The sequence below is a fragment of the Streptomyces sp. NPDC045778 genome (assembly GCF_056431945.1).
The window spans coordinates 1-17,017 of record NZ_JBWKJZ010000041.1 but is presented as its reverse complement, the minus strand read 5'-3'; the positions used below and the strand labels follow the sequence as shown (position 1 = coordinate 17,017).

General features: G+C 74.1%; 16 protein-coding genes and 1 rRNA gene. 4 read left to right on the top strand and 13 right to left on the bottom strand.

Translation table 11 applies throughout. The features are described 5' to 3' along the window. Positions 1-21 precede the first annotated feature (21 nt). The 3 genes from AC07GB_RS34835 to recN all read right to left on the bottom strand — a co-directional run bounded on the left by AC07GB_RS34835 (position 22) and on the right by recN (position 4,127). The gene (locus AC07GB_RS34835) at positions 22-1,161 is read right to left on the bottom strand and encodes a glycosyltransferase family 4 protein (protein WP_478852652.1); all 1,140 of its coding nucleotides are present in this window, start codon (positions 1,159-1,161) and stop codon (positions 22-24) included. Between the two features lie 394 nt (positions 1,162-1,555). Beyond that, positions 1,556-2,335, bottom strand: coding sequence for a hypothetical protein (locus tag AC07GB_RS34830; protein WP_478852650.1), 780 nt, complete (start codon positions 2,333-2,335; stop codon positions 1,556-1,558). A gap of 49 nt (positions 2,336-2,384) precedes the next feature. Beyond that, positions 2,385-4,127 carry a DNA repair protein RecN gene (gene recN, locus AC07GB_RS34825; protein ID WP_478852648.1) on the bottom strand — a complete coding sequence of 581 codons (1,743 nt, stop codon included), beginning with the start codon at positions 4,125-4,127 and terminating at the stop codon, positions 2,385-2,387. A gap of 193 nt (positions 4,128-4,320) precedes the next feature. Between recN and AC07GB_RS34820 the strand changes: the two genes are divergently transcribed. Next, positions 4,321-5,673, top strand: coding sequence for an FtsX-like permease family protein (locus AC07GB_RS34820; protein ID WP_478852646.1), 1,353 nt, complete (start codon positions 4,321-4,323; stop codon positions 5,671-5,673). Between the two features lie 128 nt (positions 5,674-5,801). Here the strand turns inward: AC07GB_RS34820 and AC07GB_RS34815 are convergent, their stop codons facing one another. The 3 genes from AC07GB_RS34815 to AC07GB_RS34805 are packed head-to-tail and all read right to left on the bottom strand — an operon-like array spanning position 5,802 to position 7,862. Next, positions 5,802-6,707, bottom strand: coding sequence for an NAD kinase (locus tag AC07GB_RS34815; RefSeq protein ID WP_478852644.1), 906 nt, complete (start codon positions 6,705-6,707; stop codon positions 5,802-5,804). Next, a complete protein-coding gene (locus AC07GB_RS34810) occupies positions 6,704-7,519 on the bottom strand; it encodes a TlyA family RNA methyltransferase (protein WP_478852642.1) in 816 nt (271 codons plus the stop codon). The genes AC07GB_RS34815 and AC07GB_RS34810 overlap by 4 nt, the downstream gene beginning before the upstream one ends. Before the next feature lie 7 nt (positions 7,520-7,526). After that, complete coding sequence (locus AC07GB_RS34805; RefSeq protein ID WP_478852640.1) at positions 7,527-7,862, bottom strand: hypothetical protein; 336 nt, start codon at positions 7,860-7,862, stop codon at positions 7,527-7,529. Between the two features lie 42 nt (positions 7,863-7,904). Here AC07GB_RS34805 and AC07GB_RS34800 point away from each other — a divergent pair, with 42 nt between their 5' ends. Beyond that, positions 7,905-8,252, top strand: coding sequence for an SCP2 sterol-binding domain-containing protein (locus tag AC07GB_RS34800; protein WP_478852638.1), 348 nt, complete (start codon positions 7,905-7,907; stop codon positions 8,250-8,252). Here AC07GB_RS34800 and AC07GB_RS34795 read toward each other — a convergent pair. From AC07GB_RS34795 to AC07GB_RS34780, 4 genes are read right to left on the bottom strand one after another with little or no spacing between them, the layout of a single operon-like run. Further along, entirely contained in the window at positions 8,236-9,051 is an 816-nt protein-coding gene (locus AC07GB_RS34795) for an ABC transporter ATP-binding protein (RefSeq protein WP_478852636.1), read from the bottom strand. The two genes, AC07GB_RS34800 and AC07GB_RS34795, sit on opposite strands and share 17 nt — an antisense overlap. After that, positions 9,048-9,176, bottom strand: coding sequence for a hypothetical protein (locus tag AC07GB_RS34790; protein WP_478852634.1), 129 nt, complete (start codon positions 9,174-9,176; stop codon positions 9,048-9,050). Before AC07GB_RS34790 ends, AC07GB_RS34795 begins: the two co-directional genes overlap by 4 nt. Next, positions 9,173-10,201, bottom strand: a complete 1,029-nt coding sequence (locus tag AC07GB_RS34785; RefSeq protein ID WP_478852632.1) for a FecCD family ABC transporter permease — start codon at positions 10,199-10,201, stop codon at positions 9,173-9,175. Before AC07GB_RS34785 ends, AC07GB_RS34790 begins: the two co-directional genes overlap by 4 nt. After that, positions 10,198-11,241 carry a FecCD family ABC transporter permease gene (locus tag AC07GB_RS34780; protein WP_478852630.1) on the bottom strand — a complete coding sequence of 348 codons (1,044 nt, stop codon included), beginning with the start codon at positions 11,239-11,241 and terminating at the stop codon, positions 10,198-10,200. Before AC07GB_RS34780 ends, AC07GB_RS34785 begins: the two co-directional genes overlap by 4 nt. Before the next feature lie 78 nt (positions 11,242-11,319). On the opposite strand from AC07GB_RS34780, the gene AC07GB_RS34775 reads away from it, so the two are divergent. Next, complete coding sequence (locus tag AC07GB_RS34775) at positions 11,320-12,357, top strand: ABC transporter substrate-binding protein (protein WP_478852628.1); 1,038 nt, start codon at positions 11,320-11,322, stop codon at positions 12,355-12,357. Positions 12,358-12,472: 115 nt separating this feature from the next. Here the strand turns inward: AC07GB_RS34775 and AC07GB_RS34770 are convergent, their stop codons facing one another. Beyond that, positions 12,473-13,513: an HAD hydrolase-like protein gene (locus AC07GB_RS34770; protein WP_478852626.1), complete on the bottom strand. Its 1,041-nt coding sequence runs from the start codon at positions 13,511-13,513 to the stop codon at positions 12,473-12,475. Between the two features lie 71 nt (positions 13,514-13,584). On the opposite strand from AC07GB_RS34770, the gene AC07GB_RS34765 reads away from it, so the two are divergent. After that, positions 13,585-14,862 (top strand): DUF1015 family protein, encoded by a 1,278-nt coding sequence (locus AC07GB_RS34765; protein WP_478852624.1) that lies wholly within the window; start codon positions 13,585-13,587, stop codon positions 14,860-14,862. A 77-nt stretch (positions 14,863-14,939) separates the two neighbouring features. Here the strand turns inward: AC07GB_RS34765 and AC07GB_RS34760 are convergent, their stop codons facing one another. Then, the gene (locus AC07GB_RS34760) at positions 14,940-15,704 is read right to left on the bottom strand and encodes a tetratricopeptide repeat protein (protein WP_478852736.1); all 765 of its coding nucleotides are present in this window, start codon (positions 15,702-15,704) and stop codon (positions 14,940-14,942) included. Between the two features lie 1,226 nt (positions 15,705-16,930). Further along, positions 16,931-17,017: ribosomal RNA gene (gene rrf / locus AC07GB_RS34755) — 5S ribosomal RNA — on the bottom strand; the annotation flags it as partial.

Below are 17,017 nucleotides of genomic sequence, written 5' to 3'. Positions count from 1 at the left end.
GAGACAGGGGCCCGGAAGGCCTCAGTACGCGGCAAGGGGCTGCGTCAACTCGTCGTAGACGCTGAGGACCTGTGTGACCGTCTCGTCCTCGGTGGGCCAGGAGGCCGCCTGGGCCGCGCCCCGGTCCCTCAGCTCCTGACGGCGCATGTCGTCGGTGAGCAGCCGTACGACGGCGTCGGCGAGGGCCTGGGCGTCGCCGTAGGGCACGAGTTCGGCGGCGTCGCCCACCAGCTCGGGGATGCCGCCCACGGCGGTCGCCACGAGCGGCACGCGCGCGTGGAGGGCCTCCTGGGCGAGCAGTGAGCGCGACTCCCAGCTGCTCGGCAGCAGCGCGAGGTCGGCCGCCGCGAGGAGTTCGGGTACGTCGTCGCGCCGCCCGAGGAGGCGCGCGGGCAGCTCCTCGGCGTCGATGCGGGCCTGGAGCGCGGAGCGCCGCGCGCCCTCCCCCGCGACCACGAGGAGCGGCACCGGGTCGAGCCCGCTCCAGGCCCGCGCGGCGTCCAGGAGCACGTCGTGGCCGCGGTGCGCTTCGAGGGCGCCGACGGCGAGCAGCAACGGCCGGTCCACGGCTCCGAGATCGGCGCGGATCTTGTGCCGGGGCAGCTCGGGCTCGTGGTCCGGGCCCTGTGGGTCGCGGGGCGCGGGCAGCGCGACCGGGGCCAGCCGGGCGTCGCGCGCGCCCCTGCTGCGGGCGCGGTCGACCAGGTCGGATGAGGTGCCGAGGACCACGGCCGCGGCCCGGGCGACCCGCCGCTCAAGGAGGCGCAGCATGTGGGCGCGGGCGCCGGCCGCGTGGGCGCGGGTGTGCCAGGTGACCACGAGCGGCACGCGGCGGCCGGTCAGGGCGACGGCGGCGCGGAGCCCCGCGTGCAGCCCGTGCGCGTGCACGAGGTCGGCGTCCGCGCAGGCCGCCCTGAGCGCGGCCACGGACGAGGGGTCGCTGCGGCGCGGCACCGCGACGTGCTGGGCGCCGGTGCCCGAGAAGTCGTATACCTCGTCGGCCTCGGCGGGGGCGCATACCGTCACGCGCACGCCCCGCGCGGCGAGGCCGGTGGCGAGCGACCGGACGTGCGCGCTGCTTCCCGCGCTGCCGCCGCCCAGGACTTGCACGGTGTGCAGCGGCGTCTGGCCCTGCGGTACGGGGGTGCTCACGTGGCTCACGTGGCCGGGACTCCTGGGTCGGGTCGGCGGGCGGCGCGCCGACGGGAACGGGTGGGCGCCGGCGGTCCGGGCGGTCGGTCCCCGCCCGTCACCGCGCCAAGGATGCCAGTCCGTACGGCCGTTCCGGCACAGCCGAACGGCCCCCTTCCGGGTCGGGCCGGACAACGCCGCGTAAGGGATCACTCTCACGGATGAGCACGCGCTCAGCCAGGACCCGGCTCCCACCCACCACGCGCCCCCTCCCCGTCGGCCCCCGCATCTTCGCAACACCGGCCCCTCGACAGGAAGCCTCTGACGGGTTCGGCGTGCTGGAACGGCGTGTTGAGAGGGCGGTCCGGCGCGCCTGGCGCCCGGTCCCCGGCGCGCCCCACGGTGCGGTTCCGCCCGGCGCGCCCTACGGTGCCGTTCCGCCCGGTACGGACGCGGCGACCCGGCTCACCGCGCCGCCGCACGCCGCCGCGGCCACGAGTCCCGCCGCGTGCGCGGCGAGGCCCGCCCGTCCGTTGCCCGCGGCGATCGCGGCGCCCAGGGCCGCGCCGAGGGCGTGCGCGCCGGTGTCGCCGAGCATCGTGCGCTGCCCCGCGTCGTCGGGCAGGACCGCCGCGGCGGCGCCCATCGACGCGGCGGCGAGCGTGGCGCCGGGGCCCGTGCGCGGCAGCCCGGGCGCGCCGAGGACGAGCACCGTCGCGGCGGCACGGCCGGGGCGTACGTCCACGAGGTTCACGAAGTGCGCGGTGCCCGCGATCACGACGCCCGCGAGCACCTTGTCCCACGGCCGCTCCTTGAGCAGCGCGCCCGCGCCGACGGCCGCCGCGGACACCCCGAACAACTTCACCGCGCCGGTGGTCACTTCGCCCCGGCGCAGCGCCCCCAGATGCGCCCGGAAGCCCCGGCGCGGGTCGCCCGCGCCGCGCGTGTCGTCGTACGCGCCACAGGCCGCCGCGGCGAGCACCGCGAGGCCCGCCGCGGCCCGGGGCCGCCCGGCGAGGGCCGTCGCCCCGGCCATGACTCCGGCGGCCGTCGCCGGGCCGCCGAACCACTCCAGCTCGCGCCCCGCGAAGTTCACCCGCCGCCAGCGGGCCGGGTCTCCCGGGGGGCGGCTGCGGAGGGCGGCGAGCGCGACGCGGGTCGTCGCGGCGGCGCCGGCGAAGGCGGTGAGGCGGCGGGCGATCATGACCGCCACTGTAGGCGTCCCCGCGCGGGGCGGGGCCGGCCGCCCGGGGCTAGCCGTCCGCCCGGGCCGCCGCGAGCAGTTCCTCCGCGTGGGCCCGCGCGGTCTCGGAGTCCTCCTGCCCCGCCAGCATCCGCGACAGCTCCCGCACCCGGTCCTCGCCCTCCAGGACCTGCACCCCGGAGCGCGTCACGGACCCGTCGTGCGTCTTCTCCACCAGCAGCTGCCGATCGGCGAACGCCGCCACCTGCGGAAGGTGGGTGACGACCACCACCTGCGCGGACTTCGCGAGCTTCGCGAGGCGCCGCCCGATCTCGACGGCCGCCTTGCCGCCGACGCCCGCGTCGACCTCGTCGAAGAGGTACGTCGGCACGGGGTCCGTCCCGGCGAAGACGACCTCCACGGCGAGCATGACGCGCGACAGCTCACCGCCGGACGCGCCCTTGGCGATGGGCCGGGGCGGCGCCCCGGGGTGGGGTGCGAGCAGCAGCTCGACCTCGTCGACCCCGGAGGGCCCGTACGCGACGGTCCGCCCGTCGATCTCCACGCCATCGGGGTCGTCGGTCTGCCGTACGTCGATGGTCACGCGCGCGTGCGGCATCGCGAGGGAGGCCAGCTCCTCGGTGACGGCGGCCGCGAACCGCTCGGCGGTCCCGACGCGGGCCTCGGTCAGCTCCCGCGCGAGCCCGGCGAGTTCGGTGCGCAGCGCGTCCCGCTCGGCGGTGAGGTCGCCGAGCCGGTCGTCGTCGCCCTCCAGTTCCGCGAGCCGCGCCGCCCCGGCCTCGGCCCAGGCGAGCACGGCACCGACGTCCTCGCCGTACTTGCGCGTCAGCTGGGTGAGCGCCGCGCGCCGCTCCTCGACGGCGGCGAGCCGCAGCGGATCGGCGTCGAGGTCGTCGGCGTACCCGGCGAGTTCACCCGCCACGTCGGCCAGCAGGATGCCGATCTCGCCGACGCGCTCGGTGAGGGAGGCGAGGGCGGGGTCGTGGGACCGCACGGTCTCCAGGGCCCGCTGCGCGCCCGCGACGAGCGTGGAGGCGTCGACGCCCTCCGGGTCCTCGGGGTTGCCCGCGAGCGCCGCGTGGGCGGCCGTGGCGGCGGAGGCGAGCGCCTCGGCGTGGCCGAGCCGCTCGGCCTCGGCGGCGAGTTCGACGTCCTCCCCGGTACGCGGTTCCACGGCGGCGATCTCGTCGAGGCCGAAGCGGAGAAGGTCGGCTTCCTGGGCGCGTTCCCGCGCGCGCGTGGTGATCTCGTCCAGCTCCGCGCTGACGGCCCGCAGCCGCCGGTACGCCGCCGTGTACTTGTCCAGCGGCCCGGAGACGGCGTCGCCCGCGTACCGGTCGAGGGCGCCGCGCTGCCGGGCGGGCTTGAGCAGGCCCTGCTGGTCGCTCTGGCCGTGGACGGCGACGAGGTCGTCCGCCAGCTCGGCCAGGACGCCGACGGGCACGGACCGGCCGCCTAGGTGGGCCCGGGAGCGGCCCTCGGCGGAGACGGTACGGCTGATCAGGAGGGCCCCGTCGTCCAGTTCGGCCCCGGCCTCCTCGGCGCGCAGGGCCGCCGCGGCGCCCGCGGGCACGGCGACGCGCCCCTCCACGACCGCCGACTTGGCGCCGATCCGCACGAGCGCGGGGTCGGCGCGCCCGCCGAGCAGCAGTCCGAGGCTCGTGACGACCATCGTCTTGCCCGCTCCGGTCTCGCCGGTCACGGCGGTGAAGCCGGGCGACAGCTCGACGACGGCGTCGTCGATGACTCCGAGCGACCGTATCCGCATCTCCTCCAACACGGACAAGACCATACGAGGTCAGGGCGGCGGTGTGCGACGTGCCCTGGTGTCATCGCGTAGCCGTTGTGTGAAGGCGCAGGTAAGACGCGGGCGAAGCGCCCTGTCCCGGAACCGCCTGTCACCCACGGGAGTGGGGTTATCCCCCAGGAAATCCTAGGGCGATCTTCATGGTGGCCGGTGGCCCTGGCGCCCCACGATGGTGCGTATGAGTACGGGACTGGCACGGGCGGCACTGCGGGCACACCGCCCCGCCTTCATCGGCACGGCCGTGGCGGCACTGTTCGCCGCGACGGTGGTGAGCGCTTCGACGATGGTGCTGCGCGGCACGAGCACGGACGGGCTCCCCGCCCGGGCCCGCCACCACCTCACGGAGAGCGGCGTGGGCGAGATCGCCGTGGTGCTCCTGATCGGCTCCATCTATATGTCGATATTCGTGGTGGCCTCGACCATGGGCACGGCCGTGGTCCAGCAGCACCGCGAGCTGGCCCTGGTGCGCTCCATCGGCGCCAGGCCCCGGCAGGTGCGCCGCGCGGTGGCCACGCAGGCCCTGGCCGCCTCGATTCCGGCGGCCCTGGCAGGCTTCGCCCTCGGCGGGGTGCTGGCCCGCCTGTGGTTCGCGGGGATGGTGGAGCACGGGCTCGTCCCGGCCGGGGTGTCCTTCCGGTTCAGCTGGCTGGCACTGCCCGTGTGCCTGGGCGTCGCGGCGGTCACCTCCGGCCTGGCCGCCGTGCTGTCGGCGCTGCGGTTCTCGCTGCTCCGCCCCGCCCGCGCGCTGGCCGAGGCGGCGGCCGGGAGACGCGGCCTGGGCCGGCTGCGGGCCCCGCTGGGGCTGGTCGCGGTGGCGGGCGCCGTGGCCCTGTCGGTGCTGCTCTCGCGGCAGGAGGCGGCCGAGGCGAGCGAGGGCGCGTTCCTGGTCCTGATCCTGTTCTGCGTGGGCGCGGGGCTGCTCGGGCCGCGGCTCATCGGGCCCGCGGCCTGGCTGGTGTCGGCGGCGGTCGGCCGCTTCGGCGGCCCATCGGCCCGGCTTGCGATGGTCAACGTCCGCTCCCAGCCCCGGCGCTTCTCGGCCGCGGTCGTGCCCCTGCTGCTCGTCGTCGGCTTCGGCGTCACCAAGATCGCGATGCATACGACCGCGGAGCACCACACAGGCTCGGCAGGCAGCACGGGCGAGGTCTGGCTGGACTACATGGGCACGGGGCTGTACGCGGGCTTCGCCGCCATAGCCTCGGCGAACACGCTGGCGATGATCTCCTTCGAGCGCCGCCGCGACCTGGCGCTGCTGCGGGTGGTCGGCTCCCAGCGCCGCCAGGTGCGGGCCATGGCGGCGTGGGAGGCCGTGGTCGTGGCCGGGACCGCGCTGCTCGTCGGCGGCGCGATAGCCCTCGCGACCCTCGCGCCGATCCTGAGTACGGCGTTCGGCTCGGCGGTGCCCCATCTGCCGGGACCGGTCGTGGCGGGCATCGCGGCGGGCACGCTGCTGCTGACCCTTGGCGCCACTGGCCTGCCAGTGGCGGCGATGCTGCGGCGCAAGGCGATATCGGTGGTCAACGCGACGTAGCGCCACCGGACCAGGAGCGCGCCCCGAGGGGCTCGGGGCTGCGTCGATCTACGGCTCCGCCGCGTGGGCGCGCCCAGCCACAACGCACCCCAGACCCAACACCGGCCAACCACTGCGGCCCGGCGGAGCTAATGCGGCGCCCCCCGCCACCCCGACACGGGCAAGGCGAATTTGGCGACGAGCCGGTCTGTGAACGACGCGTGGTGCAGCCGCGCGAGCCGCACCGGCACGGCCCCCCGGCGGACCTCCACCCGCGCCCCGGCGGGCAGTTCGACGGTCCGCCGCCCGTCGCACCACAGCACTCCGTGCGGCGTGTGCTGCTGCACCTCGACCGCGAGGACCGAGTCCGGCGAGGTCACCAGCGGCTTGGCGAACAGGGCGTGGGCGCTGATCGGCACCATGAGCAGCGCCTCCACCTCGGGCCAGACCACGGGCCCGCCCGCCGAGAAGGCGTAGGCCGTCGAGCCGGTCGGGGTCGCGCACACGATGCCGTCGCAGCCGAAGCCGGTGACCGGACGCCCGTCGATCTCCAGGACGACCTCGAGCATCCGCTCGGCCGACATCTTCTGCACGGCGGCCTCGTTCAGCGCCCAGTCGCGGTGCACGACATCGCCGTTGCTGTGCACGACGACATCGACGGTCATGCGCTCCTCGACCTCGTACGCCTTGGTGACGACGCGGTCGACGACCTTGTCCAGGTCGTCGCGCTCGGCCTCCGCGAGGAAGCCGACGCGGCCGAGGTTCACCCCGAGCATCGGCACGCCGGAGGCACGGGCGAACTCGGCGCCGCGCAGCAGCGTCCCGTCACCGCCCAGGACGATGAGCAGCTCGCACCCGTCGAGGCAGGCGGGTGTCGCCTCCTTGACGAGCTGCACCGAGTCGGGCAGCGGCAGATCGACGGCCTCCGACTCCAGGACACGCACGCCGAGGCCGCTGCGCAGCAGCCCCTGCACGACGAGTTCGGCGCTGCGAATGGCCGCGGGGCGGCCGGTGTGCGCAAGGAGAAAAACAGTACGAGCTCGGCTCTGACTCAACGGGGCCCCTCCGCCACGGCACGGTCGACGTCCGCCGGGTCGAGTTCCGGCGCCCCGGCGCGCAGCCACAGAAAGTACTCGACGTTGCCTGAAGGCCCGGGCAGCGGGCTCGCGGTGACGCCGCGCACACCGAGGCCCAGCTCCTGGGCCTGCCGTGCCACGGTGCGCACCATCTCGGCCCGCAGCTCCGGCGAGCGGACCACGCCGCCGCTGCCGAGCCTCTCCTTGCCGACCTCGAACTGCGGCTTGACCATCAGGACGAGGTCCGCGTCCGGGGCCGCGCAGCGCACCAGGGCAGGCAGCACGAGCCCCAGCGGAATGAAGGACAGATCGCCGACCACCAGGTCGACGGGGACGCCGTCGATGAGGTCGAGCGTCAACTCGCGTACGTTCGTACGGTCCTTGACGGTGACCCGGTCGTCACTCTGCAAGGACCAGGCGAGCTGGCCGTAGCCGACGTCGACGGCGACGACGTGCCCGGCGCCGGCGCGCAGCAGCACATCGGTGAAGCCGCCGGTGGAGGCGCCCGCGTCGAGCGCGCGCCGGCCCTCCACGACGAGGCCTTCCGGGACGAAGGCCTTCAGGGCGCCCGCGAGCTTGTGGCCGCCGCGCGAGACGTAGTCGGGGTCACCGTCGTCCTGGGCGACGACGATCGCGGCGGCCGTCTCCACCTGGGTCGCGGGCTTGGTCGCGACGGTCTTGCCGACGGTCACGCGACCGGCGGCGATCAGCTGGCTCGCGTGCTCGCGCGAGCGCGCGAGCTTCCGGCGCACCAGCTCGGCGTCGAGGCGGCGGCGTGCCACTCCTGCCACGTTCGGTTCAGCTCCTGTTGTCGTACACGGGTGTCGGTGCCCCCGAGGGGGCCGGGGGCCCGGGGCGTGCGTCCAGCGCGGTCAGCGCGTCACGCAGGCCCCGGTGCACATCCTCGTACACCTCGATGTGGCCGTCCGTGGCGAGGTGGTCGGCGTCGCCGAGCCGGTCGAGCCCGGCGTCCACGCCGGGCTCGCCGGTGGCGGTGCGGGGCACGCCGAGGGGCGCGGGCGCGGCCGGGTCGAGGGGCGCGGCGACGGCCTCCCCCGTCGCGTCGGACAGCTGCGGACCGGGCACGTCCGCCTCCGTGACCTCGGGCTCGGGGCCCGGCGTCGAGTCGCTCATGGCACGACGCTACATCGAAGCCCTGCGGTACCGTCGATCACGATGGCGACCATGGCGGAGTGCCGCAGCGCACTGGAGGAGCTGTCGGCGAGCCTGGCGGCCGCCGACGGCGACGTTCGCGGTGCCGCGGCGCTCGACCGCACGCTGAGCTGCCACATCAAGGACCTGGACGTCACCTTCACCGGCCGTCTTGAGAACGGCCGGATCGAGGTGTCAGGACACCACCCGGGTCCGCCGCACGAGCGGTCCCAGGTGCGGCTCGCCCTGACGGGCGACGACCTCCTCGCGCTGGTCTCCGGCCGCCTCGACTTCGCCAAGGCCTGGGCCTTGGGCCGGGTCCGCCTCGAGGCGGGCTTCCGCGACCTGCTGCGCCTCAGGAAGCTGCTGTAGCCACCGCGGTCCTCCGCGGGCGCCGGGCCACGGGCACCACCAGGGGCGTCCCGGTCTCCGGGTCGTCGATGACCTGGCAGGGCAGTCCGAAGGTCTCCTCCACAAGATCCGCCGTGACGATGTCACAGGGCGCGCCCTGTGCGACGACCTTGCCGTCGCGCAGGGCGATGAGGTGCGTGGCGTAGCGGGCGGCGTGGTTGAGGTCGTGCAGCACGGCGACGAGCGTGCGGCCCCGCTCCTCGTGCAGTTCGGCGCACAGGTCGAGCACGTCGATCTGGTGCTGGATGTCGAGGAAGGTGGTCGGCTCGTCGAGCAGCAGCAGCGGCGTCTGCTGGGCGAGCGCCATCGCGATCCACACGCGCTGGCGCTGGCCGCCCGACAGCTCGTCGACGTACCGCTCGGCGAGTTCGGCGACGCCGGTGGACTCCATGGACTCGCGGACGATCCGCTCGTCGTCGGCGGACCACTGCCGCAGGAGCCCCTGGTGCGGGTAGCGGCCGCGCGCCACCAGGTCGCCGACGGTGATCCCGTCGGGCGCGATGGACGACTGCGGGAGCAGCCCAAGGGTGCGCGCGACCTTCTTGGCGGGCATCGAGTGGATGACGTCGCCGTCCAGGAGCACCCGCCCGGCCGACGGCTTGAGCATCCGCGACAGGGCGCGCAGGAGCGTGGACTTGCCGCAGGCGTTCGGGCCGACGATGACCGTGAAGGAGTTGTCGGGGATCTCGACGGAGAGCTTCTCCGCGATGACCCGCTGGTCGTAGCCGAGGGTCACGTCGTCGGCGATGAGCCGGTTCACAGGGCACGCTCCTGGTCGTGTGCTTCTTCGTACGAGGGGGTGGTGCGCGGGCCGGCGTGCGCGGTGCGGCGCATCGAGGCCCCGCGCGCGTCCGGGGCCCGGCCAGGCGCCGTGCGGCGGCTCATATCCGTCCCGCCTTGCGCTCGGTGGCGAGGAGCCACAGCAGATAGACGCCGCCGAGGACGCCCGTGACGACGCCGACGGGCAGCTGATCGGCGCCGAAGGCCCGCTGCGAGGCCCAGTCGGCGACGATCAGCAGGGTGGCGCCCATGCACATCGACGGCAGCAGGTTCGGCCCCGGCGAGCGGGTGAGGCGGCGGGCGAGCTGCGGCGCGGTCAGGGCGACGAAGCTGACGGGCCCGGCGGCGGCGGTCGCGGCGGCGGTGAGCAGCACGGCGGAGCCCATCAGGGCCAGGCGAGTGCGCTCGACCGGCACGCCGAGCGCGTACGCGACGTCGTCGCCCATCTCCAGCATCCGCAGCGGACGTGCGTGCGCGACGACGACCGGCAGCAGCACGACGCACAGCCAGAACAGGGGCCACACCTGCTCCCAGTCACGGCCGTTGAGCGAGCCGGTCATCCACACGACGGCACGCGCGGCGTCGACGAAGTCGGCCTTGGTGAGCAGATAGCCGCTCACGGCCACGCCGAAGGCGTTCATGCCGATGCCGACGAGGACGAACCGGTAGCCGTGCACGCCCCGCTTCCACGCCAGCAGGTACATCGCGGCGCCGGTGACCAGGCCGCCGGCGAGCGCTCCGGCCGCGACCTGAGCCGCGCCACCGGAGAAGACGACGATCACCAGGAGCGCGCCCGCGGTCGCGCCCTGCCCGAGACCGAGCACGTCCGGGCTGCCCAGCGGGTTGCGGGAGATGGACTGGAAGAGGGCGCCGCCGAGCCCGAGGGACGCGCCCACGAGCAGGCCGACGAGAACCCGCGGCAGCCGCAGGTCGTTGATGATGAACTCCTGCCCGGCGTCACCGCCGCCGAGCAGCGTGCGCAGGACGTCGGCGGTCGGGATGGGGTAGTCGCCGGTGCCGATCAGTACGACGCTCGCGGCGAGCCCGGCGACCACGAGCGCCGCCACGACCACGGCCGTGCGGACGTCGAGGCGGACGGAGAGCCCGCCCTTGGTGCGTATCGCCTTCACAGCTGGGCCATCCTCTGCCGTCGTACCAGGAAGATGAAGACCGGGGCGCCGACGGCCGCGGTGACGATGCCGACCTGGAGTTCCGCCGGGCGGGACACCACGCGCCCGAGCACGTCCGCGCCGAGCAGCAGCACGGGCGAGAGGAGCGCCGCGTACGGCATGATCCAGCGCATGTCGGGGCCGGTGAAGGAGCGCACGACGTGCGGCACCATGAGGCCGACGAACATGATGGGCCCGCAGGCGGCGGTCGCGGCCCCGCACAGCAGCGTCGCGGCGGCCATGGAGAGCGCGCGGGTCCGGGTCAGGTGGGCGCCCAGGGCGCGGGCGGTGTCGTCGCCCATGCCGAGCGCGTTCAGCGGCCGGGCCAGGCCGAGGGCGATGAGGATGCCGAGGGCGAGGAACGGCAGGACCTGCTGGATGGTCTCCATCTTGGCCGAGGCGAGCGAGCCCACGGTCCAGAAGCGCATCTTGTCGAGCGCGGCGTTGTCGGTGATCATCACGGCCTGGAGGTAGCCGGTGAGCGCCGCGGTCAGGGCGGTGCCGGCGAGCGCGAGCCGCACCGGCGTGGCGTTGCGGGTGCCGCCGAGCATGTACACGAGTACACCGACGATCGCCGCCCCCGCGAACGCGAACCACACGTAGCCGCTCAGCGAGGTGACGCCGAAGAAGCTGATGGCGGTGACGACGGCCGCCGACGCCCCCATGTTGATCCCGAGCAGTCCGGGGTCGGCCAGCGGATTGCGGGTCAAAGCCTGGAGAACGGCACCGGAGAGCCCGAGCGCGCCCCCCGCGAGCACCCCGAGCAGGGTCCGCGAGACCCGCTCCCCGACGACCACGTCGGCGTACGTCCCCGAGTCCTGGAAGAGGCCGTGCCAGACCTGGTCCATGGAGAGCTGTTTGGCGCCGACGGCGATGCTGGCGAACACGACGGCCAGCAGCAGGACGGCGGAGAGGAGCAGCCCGATGCCGCGCAGCGCGCGGCGGTTGGGCGGCGCGGCCGGGGATTCCGCGCGGGGTTCGGGGGGACTGTCGACCAACACGAGGTTAGGTTAGCCTACCCTCCCATTGGCCTCTTCTGGCTCCGGCTCCCCGTCGGCTCGATGAGAGAAGAACCACGCATGCCCTGGTCACCTCGCGCCCTCCGGCCCACCCCCTCGCGGCGCGCCCTGCTGTCCGCGGGCGCCGCCCTGAGCCTCGGCGGCCTGCTCGGCGCCTGCGGCAGCGACGACGGCGAGCCGTCGAGGAGCACCGGGAAGGGCGGCGGGGGCTGGAGCTTCAAGGACGACCGCGGCAAGGTCGTGAAGACCGACGCCGTCCCCGAGAACATCGTCGCGTTCATCAGCACCGCCGCCGCCCTGCACGACTACGGCGTCCGGTGCACGGGCGTCTTCGGCCCGTCCGGGCCCGTCGACGGCAAGCCCAACCCGCAGGCGGGCGACCTCGACGTCAGCGAGCTGACCAGCCTCGGCGAGACCTGGGGCCAGTTCAACGTGGAGAAGTACGCGGCCCTCCGCCCGGACGTGCTGATCAGCAACATGTTCCCGCCGCCCGCCCTGTGGTTCGTCCCCGAGGAGAGCAGCAAGAAGATCGCCGCCCTCGCGCCCACCATCGGCATCAACGGCGCCCGCGCCTCCCTGCTCGAACCGCTCCGGCGCTACGCCGAGCTGGCCGAAGCACTCGGCGGCGACCTGGAGTCGGCGAAGGCGCGGGCCGCCAAGTCCCGCTTCCAGAAGGCCGAACGGACCCTGCGCGAGGCCGCGCGGGCCAACCGCGGCCTGAAGGTCCTCGCCATGACCGGCGACGCCGACCAGATGTACGTCGCCGTCCCCGACTCCTACTGCGACCTGAACTATTTCAAGGACCTCGGCGTGGAGTTCGTCGAGGGCAAGAAGAGCGACGAGTGGGGCTTCTGGGAGTTCCTCAGCTGGGAGAACGCCGACAAGCACCACGCCGACCTCATCATGGTCGACAACCGCTCCTCCGCCCTCTCCTCCGAGGAACTCGCCAAGAAGCCCACCTGGAGGAAGCTGCCCGCGGTCAAGGCGGGCCAGACCGTCCCGTGGTCCATGGAGGAGCGCTACAGCTACGCGGGCTACGCCCCGGTCCTGGAACGCCTGGCCGAGGCCGTCACCACGTCCAAGAAGCTCAAGCGCTGACACCGGGGTGGCGAGCAGCCCCCGCACCACCCCGGCCGGGCCGACGCTTCCTCACCATCGAGCCCGCAGGCCCCCGCCGGGCCGGCGCCCACTCACCCCGAGCCCACAGGCCCCCTCACAACCCCAGCCGGGCCAGCGCCTTCTCGCCGTCGAGCCCGCAGGTCCCCTCCCCCGCCTCGCTCCAGGCCACCGCGCACAGCGCCCGCAGTCCGTCGAGCGCCGGCCCCTCGCCCTCCACCGCCAGCGCGTCGTCCCGCACGGAAGCACTCCATCCGCCGCATGCGAACCCGCCCTCGACGGCCTCCACTTCAGGCTGCCCGCCCAGCAGCCCCCGCAGATCGGCGTCGACGTACGTCGGCCGGTGCTCGGGCCGCGCGGCAAGCAGCGCCGCCCCGTCCGTGACGCCCGTGAGGACGAGCAGCGAGTCCACGCCGCCGTTGAACGCCCCCTCGATGTCCGTGTCGAGCCGGTCACCCACCACCAGCGGCCGCTGCGCCCCGGTCCGCAGGATCGTCTCCCGGTGCATGGGGGGCAGCGGCTTGCCCGCCACCCGCGGCTCCGCTCCCGTGGCGATCCGCACCACCTCCACGGCCGCGCCGTTCCCCGGCGCGATGCCGCGGGCGCTGGGGATCGTCAGGTCCGTGTTGGACGCGAACCACGGCACCCCGCGCGCGATCGCGTAACAGGCCTCCGCGAACCGCCCCCACGGCAACTCGGGCCCGCCGTACCCCTGCACCACCGCCACCGGCGAGTCCTCCGCCGACTCCACCGGCTCCAGGCCGCGCTCACGCAGAGCAACCCTCAGGCCTTCCCCGCCGACCACCAACACCCTCGCGCCCGCGGGCAGTTGCTCACTCATCAGACGCGCCACGGCCTGCGCGGAGGTGATCACGTCCGACGCCTCCGCCGGAATGCCAAGCTCCGTCAGGTGCTCCGCCACCGCGTCCGGAGTGCGCAGCGCGTTGTTCGTCACGTACGCGAGACGCATGCCGCCTGAGCGGGCCGTTTCGAGCGACTCCACGGCGTGGGCGATCGCGTGTCCGCCCGCGTACACCACCCCGTCCAGGTCGAGAAGTGCCGTGTCGTACGCCTCGCTCAGCGCACGCGCGCTGCCCGCGGGCCGGGTCGGGACGCTCTGACCGCCGGTCTGGCTCATTACGTATCGCTCCTCGTGAGATCCACTACACCGATCATCGCGCATGCCACTGACACACTTACGATGCACTAATGAACACAGTGGGTCACACGGACGTCCAAGGCCTCGACCTGATCCCGTTCCGGGGCGTGCGCTACGACCCGCAGCGGGTCGGCAGTCTCGCCGCGGTGACCTCACCTCCGTACGACGTGGTGGTGCGGCCCGACGGGCTCCTGGAGTTGGAGTCCTCCGACCCGCACAACATCGTCCGTCTCATCCTGCCGCAGGCCACCACCCAGGCCGCACGTGACCAGCAGGCGGCGGACACCCTGCACGACTGGCTCAGCGAGGGCGTCCTCGCCCCGGACCCGCTGCCCAGCCTGTACGTGTACGAGCAGCACGACGGCGACATCCTCCAGCGCGGCATCATCGGCGCCCTGCGCCTGTCCGAGCCGTCACAGGGTGTCGTCCTGCCGCACGAGGACGTCATGCCGCACGTCATCGACGACCGCGCCGCCCTGATGCGCGCGACGGCGGCCAATCTGGAACCGCTGCTCCTGACCTACCGCGGCGACGCCGAGCCGGGCGGCACGGCCACCGCGATAGAGCGCGCCATACTCCACAAGCCGTTGCTCTCGACGACCACGGAGGACGGCTTCAGCCACCGCCTGTGGGCGGTGACCGATCCGGCGGAGGTCGCCGCGATCCAGTCAGATCTGGCCCGTCACCAGGCCCTGATCGCCGACGGCCACCACCGCTGGGCCACCTACCTGCGCCTGCGCGGCGAACACGGCTCACCGGGCCCGTGGGACTTCGGCCTCGTCCTGCTGGTGGACACCCTCCGCTATCCGCTGCGGGTCCGCGCCATCCACCGCTACCTCCACCGCCTCCCGGTCGCCGACGCCCTGGCGGCCCTGGAAGGCTCCTTCCGCGTCCGCTCCCTGGAGTGCCCGCTCGCCCAGGCCCTGGACTGCCTCGCGGAGGCCGCGACGGAGGGCAACGCGTTCCTCCTGGCGGGCGACGGCGCCTACCACCTGGTGGACCGCCCGTCCCCCGACCTGATCGCCCGTACGGTCCCCGCCGGCCGCCCGGACGCCTGGCGCACCCTTGACGCCACGGTCCTGCACGCCACGCTCCTGGATCACATCTGGCGCATCCCGGACGCGCCCGAGCACATCGCGTACATCCATCACACGGAGGCCACGGTCGAGAAGGCCGAGCGCGAGGGCGGCACGGCCGTCCTCATGCATCCGGTCCGTGAGGAGGTCGTCCGCGACCTGGCCCGTCAGGGCGTCACGATGCCCCGCAAGTCGACGTCCTTCGGCCCGAAGCCCGCCACCGGCGTGGTCCTGCGCGACCTGGCGTTCTAGTACGCGCCGCGCCGTGTACGCCACAGGGGCGGCCCTCCGTCGGAGGGCCGCCCCTGTTCACTCACCGCGCCGGGACGTCAGTCCTCGTCCCGCTCCGGCGTCTCTGCGGCGGCGGGAGCCTGCGTCTCGTCGTCCGCCGGCTGCTCGGGGGTCTCGCCGTCCGCCTGGAGGGCGTCGACGAACTCGACGCCGTCCAGCTCGGCGAGCCGGTCGGAGGCGTCCGTGCTGCCGTCCTTGTCGGACTCGACGGCCTTCGCGAACCACTCGCGCGCCTCGGCCTCGCGTCCGGCGGCCAGGAGCGCGTCGGCGTACGCGTACCGCAGCCGCGCGGTCCAGGGCTGCACCGAGTTGGACGCCAGCTCGGGGCTCTGGAGCGTCACGATCGCCGCGTCGAGCTGGTCCATGTCACGGCGGGCCCCGGCGGCCACGAGGCGCATCTCGACCTGCCCGGCCTTGTCGAGCTTGTGCACCTCGGGCGCCCCGGCCATTTCGAGGGCCTTCTCCGGCCGGCCGAGCCCGCGCTCGCAGTCGGCCATGACCGGCCACAGCTCGACGCTGCCGGTCATCCGCCGGGCGGTCCTGAACTCCGCGAGGGCCTCGCTGTACTTCTGGTTGGCGTACGCGGCGAAGCCCGCGGCCTCGCGTACGGCCGCGACGCGCGAGGCGAGCCGTAGGGCGACCTTCGCGTAGCCGTAGGCCTGCTCGGGGTCCTCGTCGATGAGCCTGGCGACCATCACCAGGTTCTTGGCGACGTCGTCGGCGAGCCCCTTCGGCATGCTCTGGAGTTCCTGCCGTACGTCCTTGTCGATCTCGTCCCCGGTGACGTCCTCCGGGATCGGCAGGCGCTTGACCGGCTCGCGGTCACCGCGGTCGTCGCGCCGGTCGTCACGGCGGAAGCCGCCTCGGTCGCGGTCGTCGCGGCCACGGAACCCGCCGCCGCCCGGACGTCCCCGGCCGTCGTCGCGCCGGTCGTCACGGCGGAAGCCGCCTCGGTCGCGGTCGTCGCGGCCGCGGAATCCACCGCGGTCCCCGCGGTCGCGGTCGTCGCGCCGGTCATCCCGGCGATCGTCGCGACGGTCGTCGCGGCGGAAGCCGGGACGGTCACCGTCACGGCGGAACCCGCCGCGGTCGCGGTCGCCGCCACGGTCACGGTCGTCGCGGCCGCGGAAGCCACCACGGTCGTCCTGGCGGAAACCCCCGCGGTCGCGGTCATCCCGACGGTCGTCGCGCCGGTCGTCACGACGGAATCCACCGCGGTCGCGGTCGTCACGACGGTCATCACGTCGGTCGTCGCGGCGGAAGCCGGGACGGTCCCCGTCACGACGGAATCCACGGTCCCGGTCGTCACCACGGTCATCGCGACGGAAGCCGCCGCGGTCGCCGCGGTCGCGGTCATCACGTCGGTCGTCGCGGCGGAAGCCGGGACGGTCCCCGTCACGGCGGAACCCGCCGCGGTCGCGGTCTCCGCCACGGTCACGGTCGTCACGGCGGAAGCCGGGACGGTCACCATCGCGACGGAACCCACCACGGTCGCCGCCGCGGTCACGGTCGTCACGGCCACGGAAACCACCACGGTTGTCGTCACGACGGAACCCGCCACGGTCGCGGTCGTCACGACGGTCGTCCCGACGGTCATCGCGTCGGTCGTCGCGGCGGAAGCCGGGACGGTCGCCATCGCGACGGAAGCCGGGGCGGTCGCCGCCACGGTCGCGGTCGTCACGGCCACGGAAACCACCACGGTCCCCACGGTCGCGATCGTCGCGTCGGTCATCCCGGCGATCGTCGCGCCGGTCGTCGCGGCGGAAGCCGGGACGGTCCCCGTCACGACGGAACCCGCCGCGGTCGTTGTCGCGACGCGGTCCGCCTCGGTAGCCGCCCCGGTCACCACCGTCCCGGCGGCGCTGCTCGCGCTCCGGACGCTCGTCGGGAGAGTTGGTGGACATCGGTGACTCCTAGTCTTCGGTACCGCAGTCATTCTGACGCAGTCGCGTAGTCTGCGCCCTTCGGCAAAACAAAAAGGACCCTTGGTCCCAGCGTGAACGCTGGGACCAAGGGTCCTCCAAAGATTGTTCGGCGGCGTCCTACTCTCCCACAGGGTCCCCCCTGCAGTACCATCGGCGCTGAAAGGCTTAGCTTCCGGGTTCGGAATGTAACC

Excerpts from the sequence above, each read along its gene's own strand:
- AC07GB_RS34770 (WP_478852626.1), bottom strand. The coding sequence starts at position 13,513 with ATGAGCCAGACCGGCGGTCAGAGCGTCCCGACCCGGCCCGCGGGCAGC.
- recN (WP_478852648.1), bottom strand. The coding sequence starts at position 4,127 with ATGGTCTTGTCCGTGTTGGAGGAGATGCGGATACGGTCGCTCGGAGTC.
- AC07GB_RS34820 (WP_478852646.1), top strand. The coding sequence starts at position 4,321 with ATGAGTACGGGACTGGCACGGGCGGCACTGCGGGCACACCGCCCCGCC.
- AC07GB_RS34765 (WP_478852624.1), top strand. The coding sequence starts at position 13,585 with ATGAACACAGTGGGTCACACGGACGTCCAAGGCCTCGACCTGATCCCG.
- AC07GB_RS34830 (WP_478852650.1), bottom strand. The coding sequence starts at position 2,335 with ATGATCGCCCGCCGCCTCACCGCCTTCGCCGGCGCCGCCGCGACGACC.
- AC07GB_RS34800 (WP_478852638.1), top strand. The coding sequence starts at position 7,905 with ATGGCGACCATGGCGGAGTGCCGCAGCGCACTGGAGGAGCTGTCGGCG.
- AC07GB_RS34805 (WP_478852640.1), bottom strand. The coding sequence starts at position 7,862 with ATGAGCGACTCGACGCCGGGCCCCGAGCCCGAGGTCACGGAGGCGGAC.
- AC07GB_RS34790 (WP_478852634.1), bottom strand. The coding sequence starts at position 9,176 with ATGAGCCGCCGCACGGCGCCTGGCCGGGCCCCGGACGCGCGCGGGGCC.
- AC07GB_RS34775 (WP_478852628.1), top strand. The coding sequence starts at position 11,320 with ATGCCCTGGTCACCTCGCGCCCTCCGGCCCACCCCCTCGCGGCGCGCC.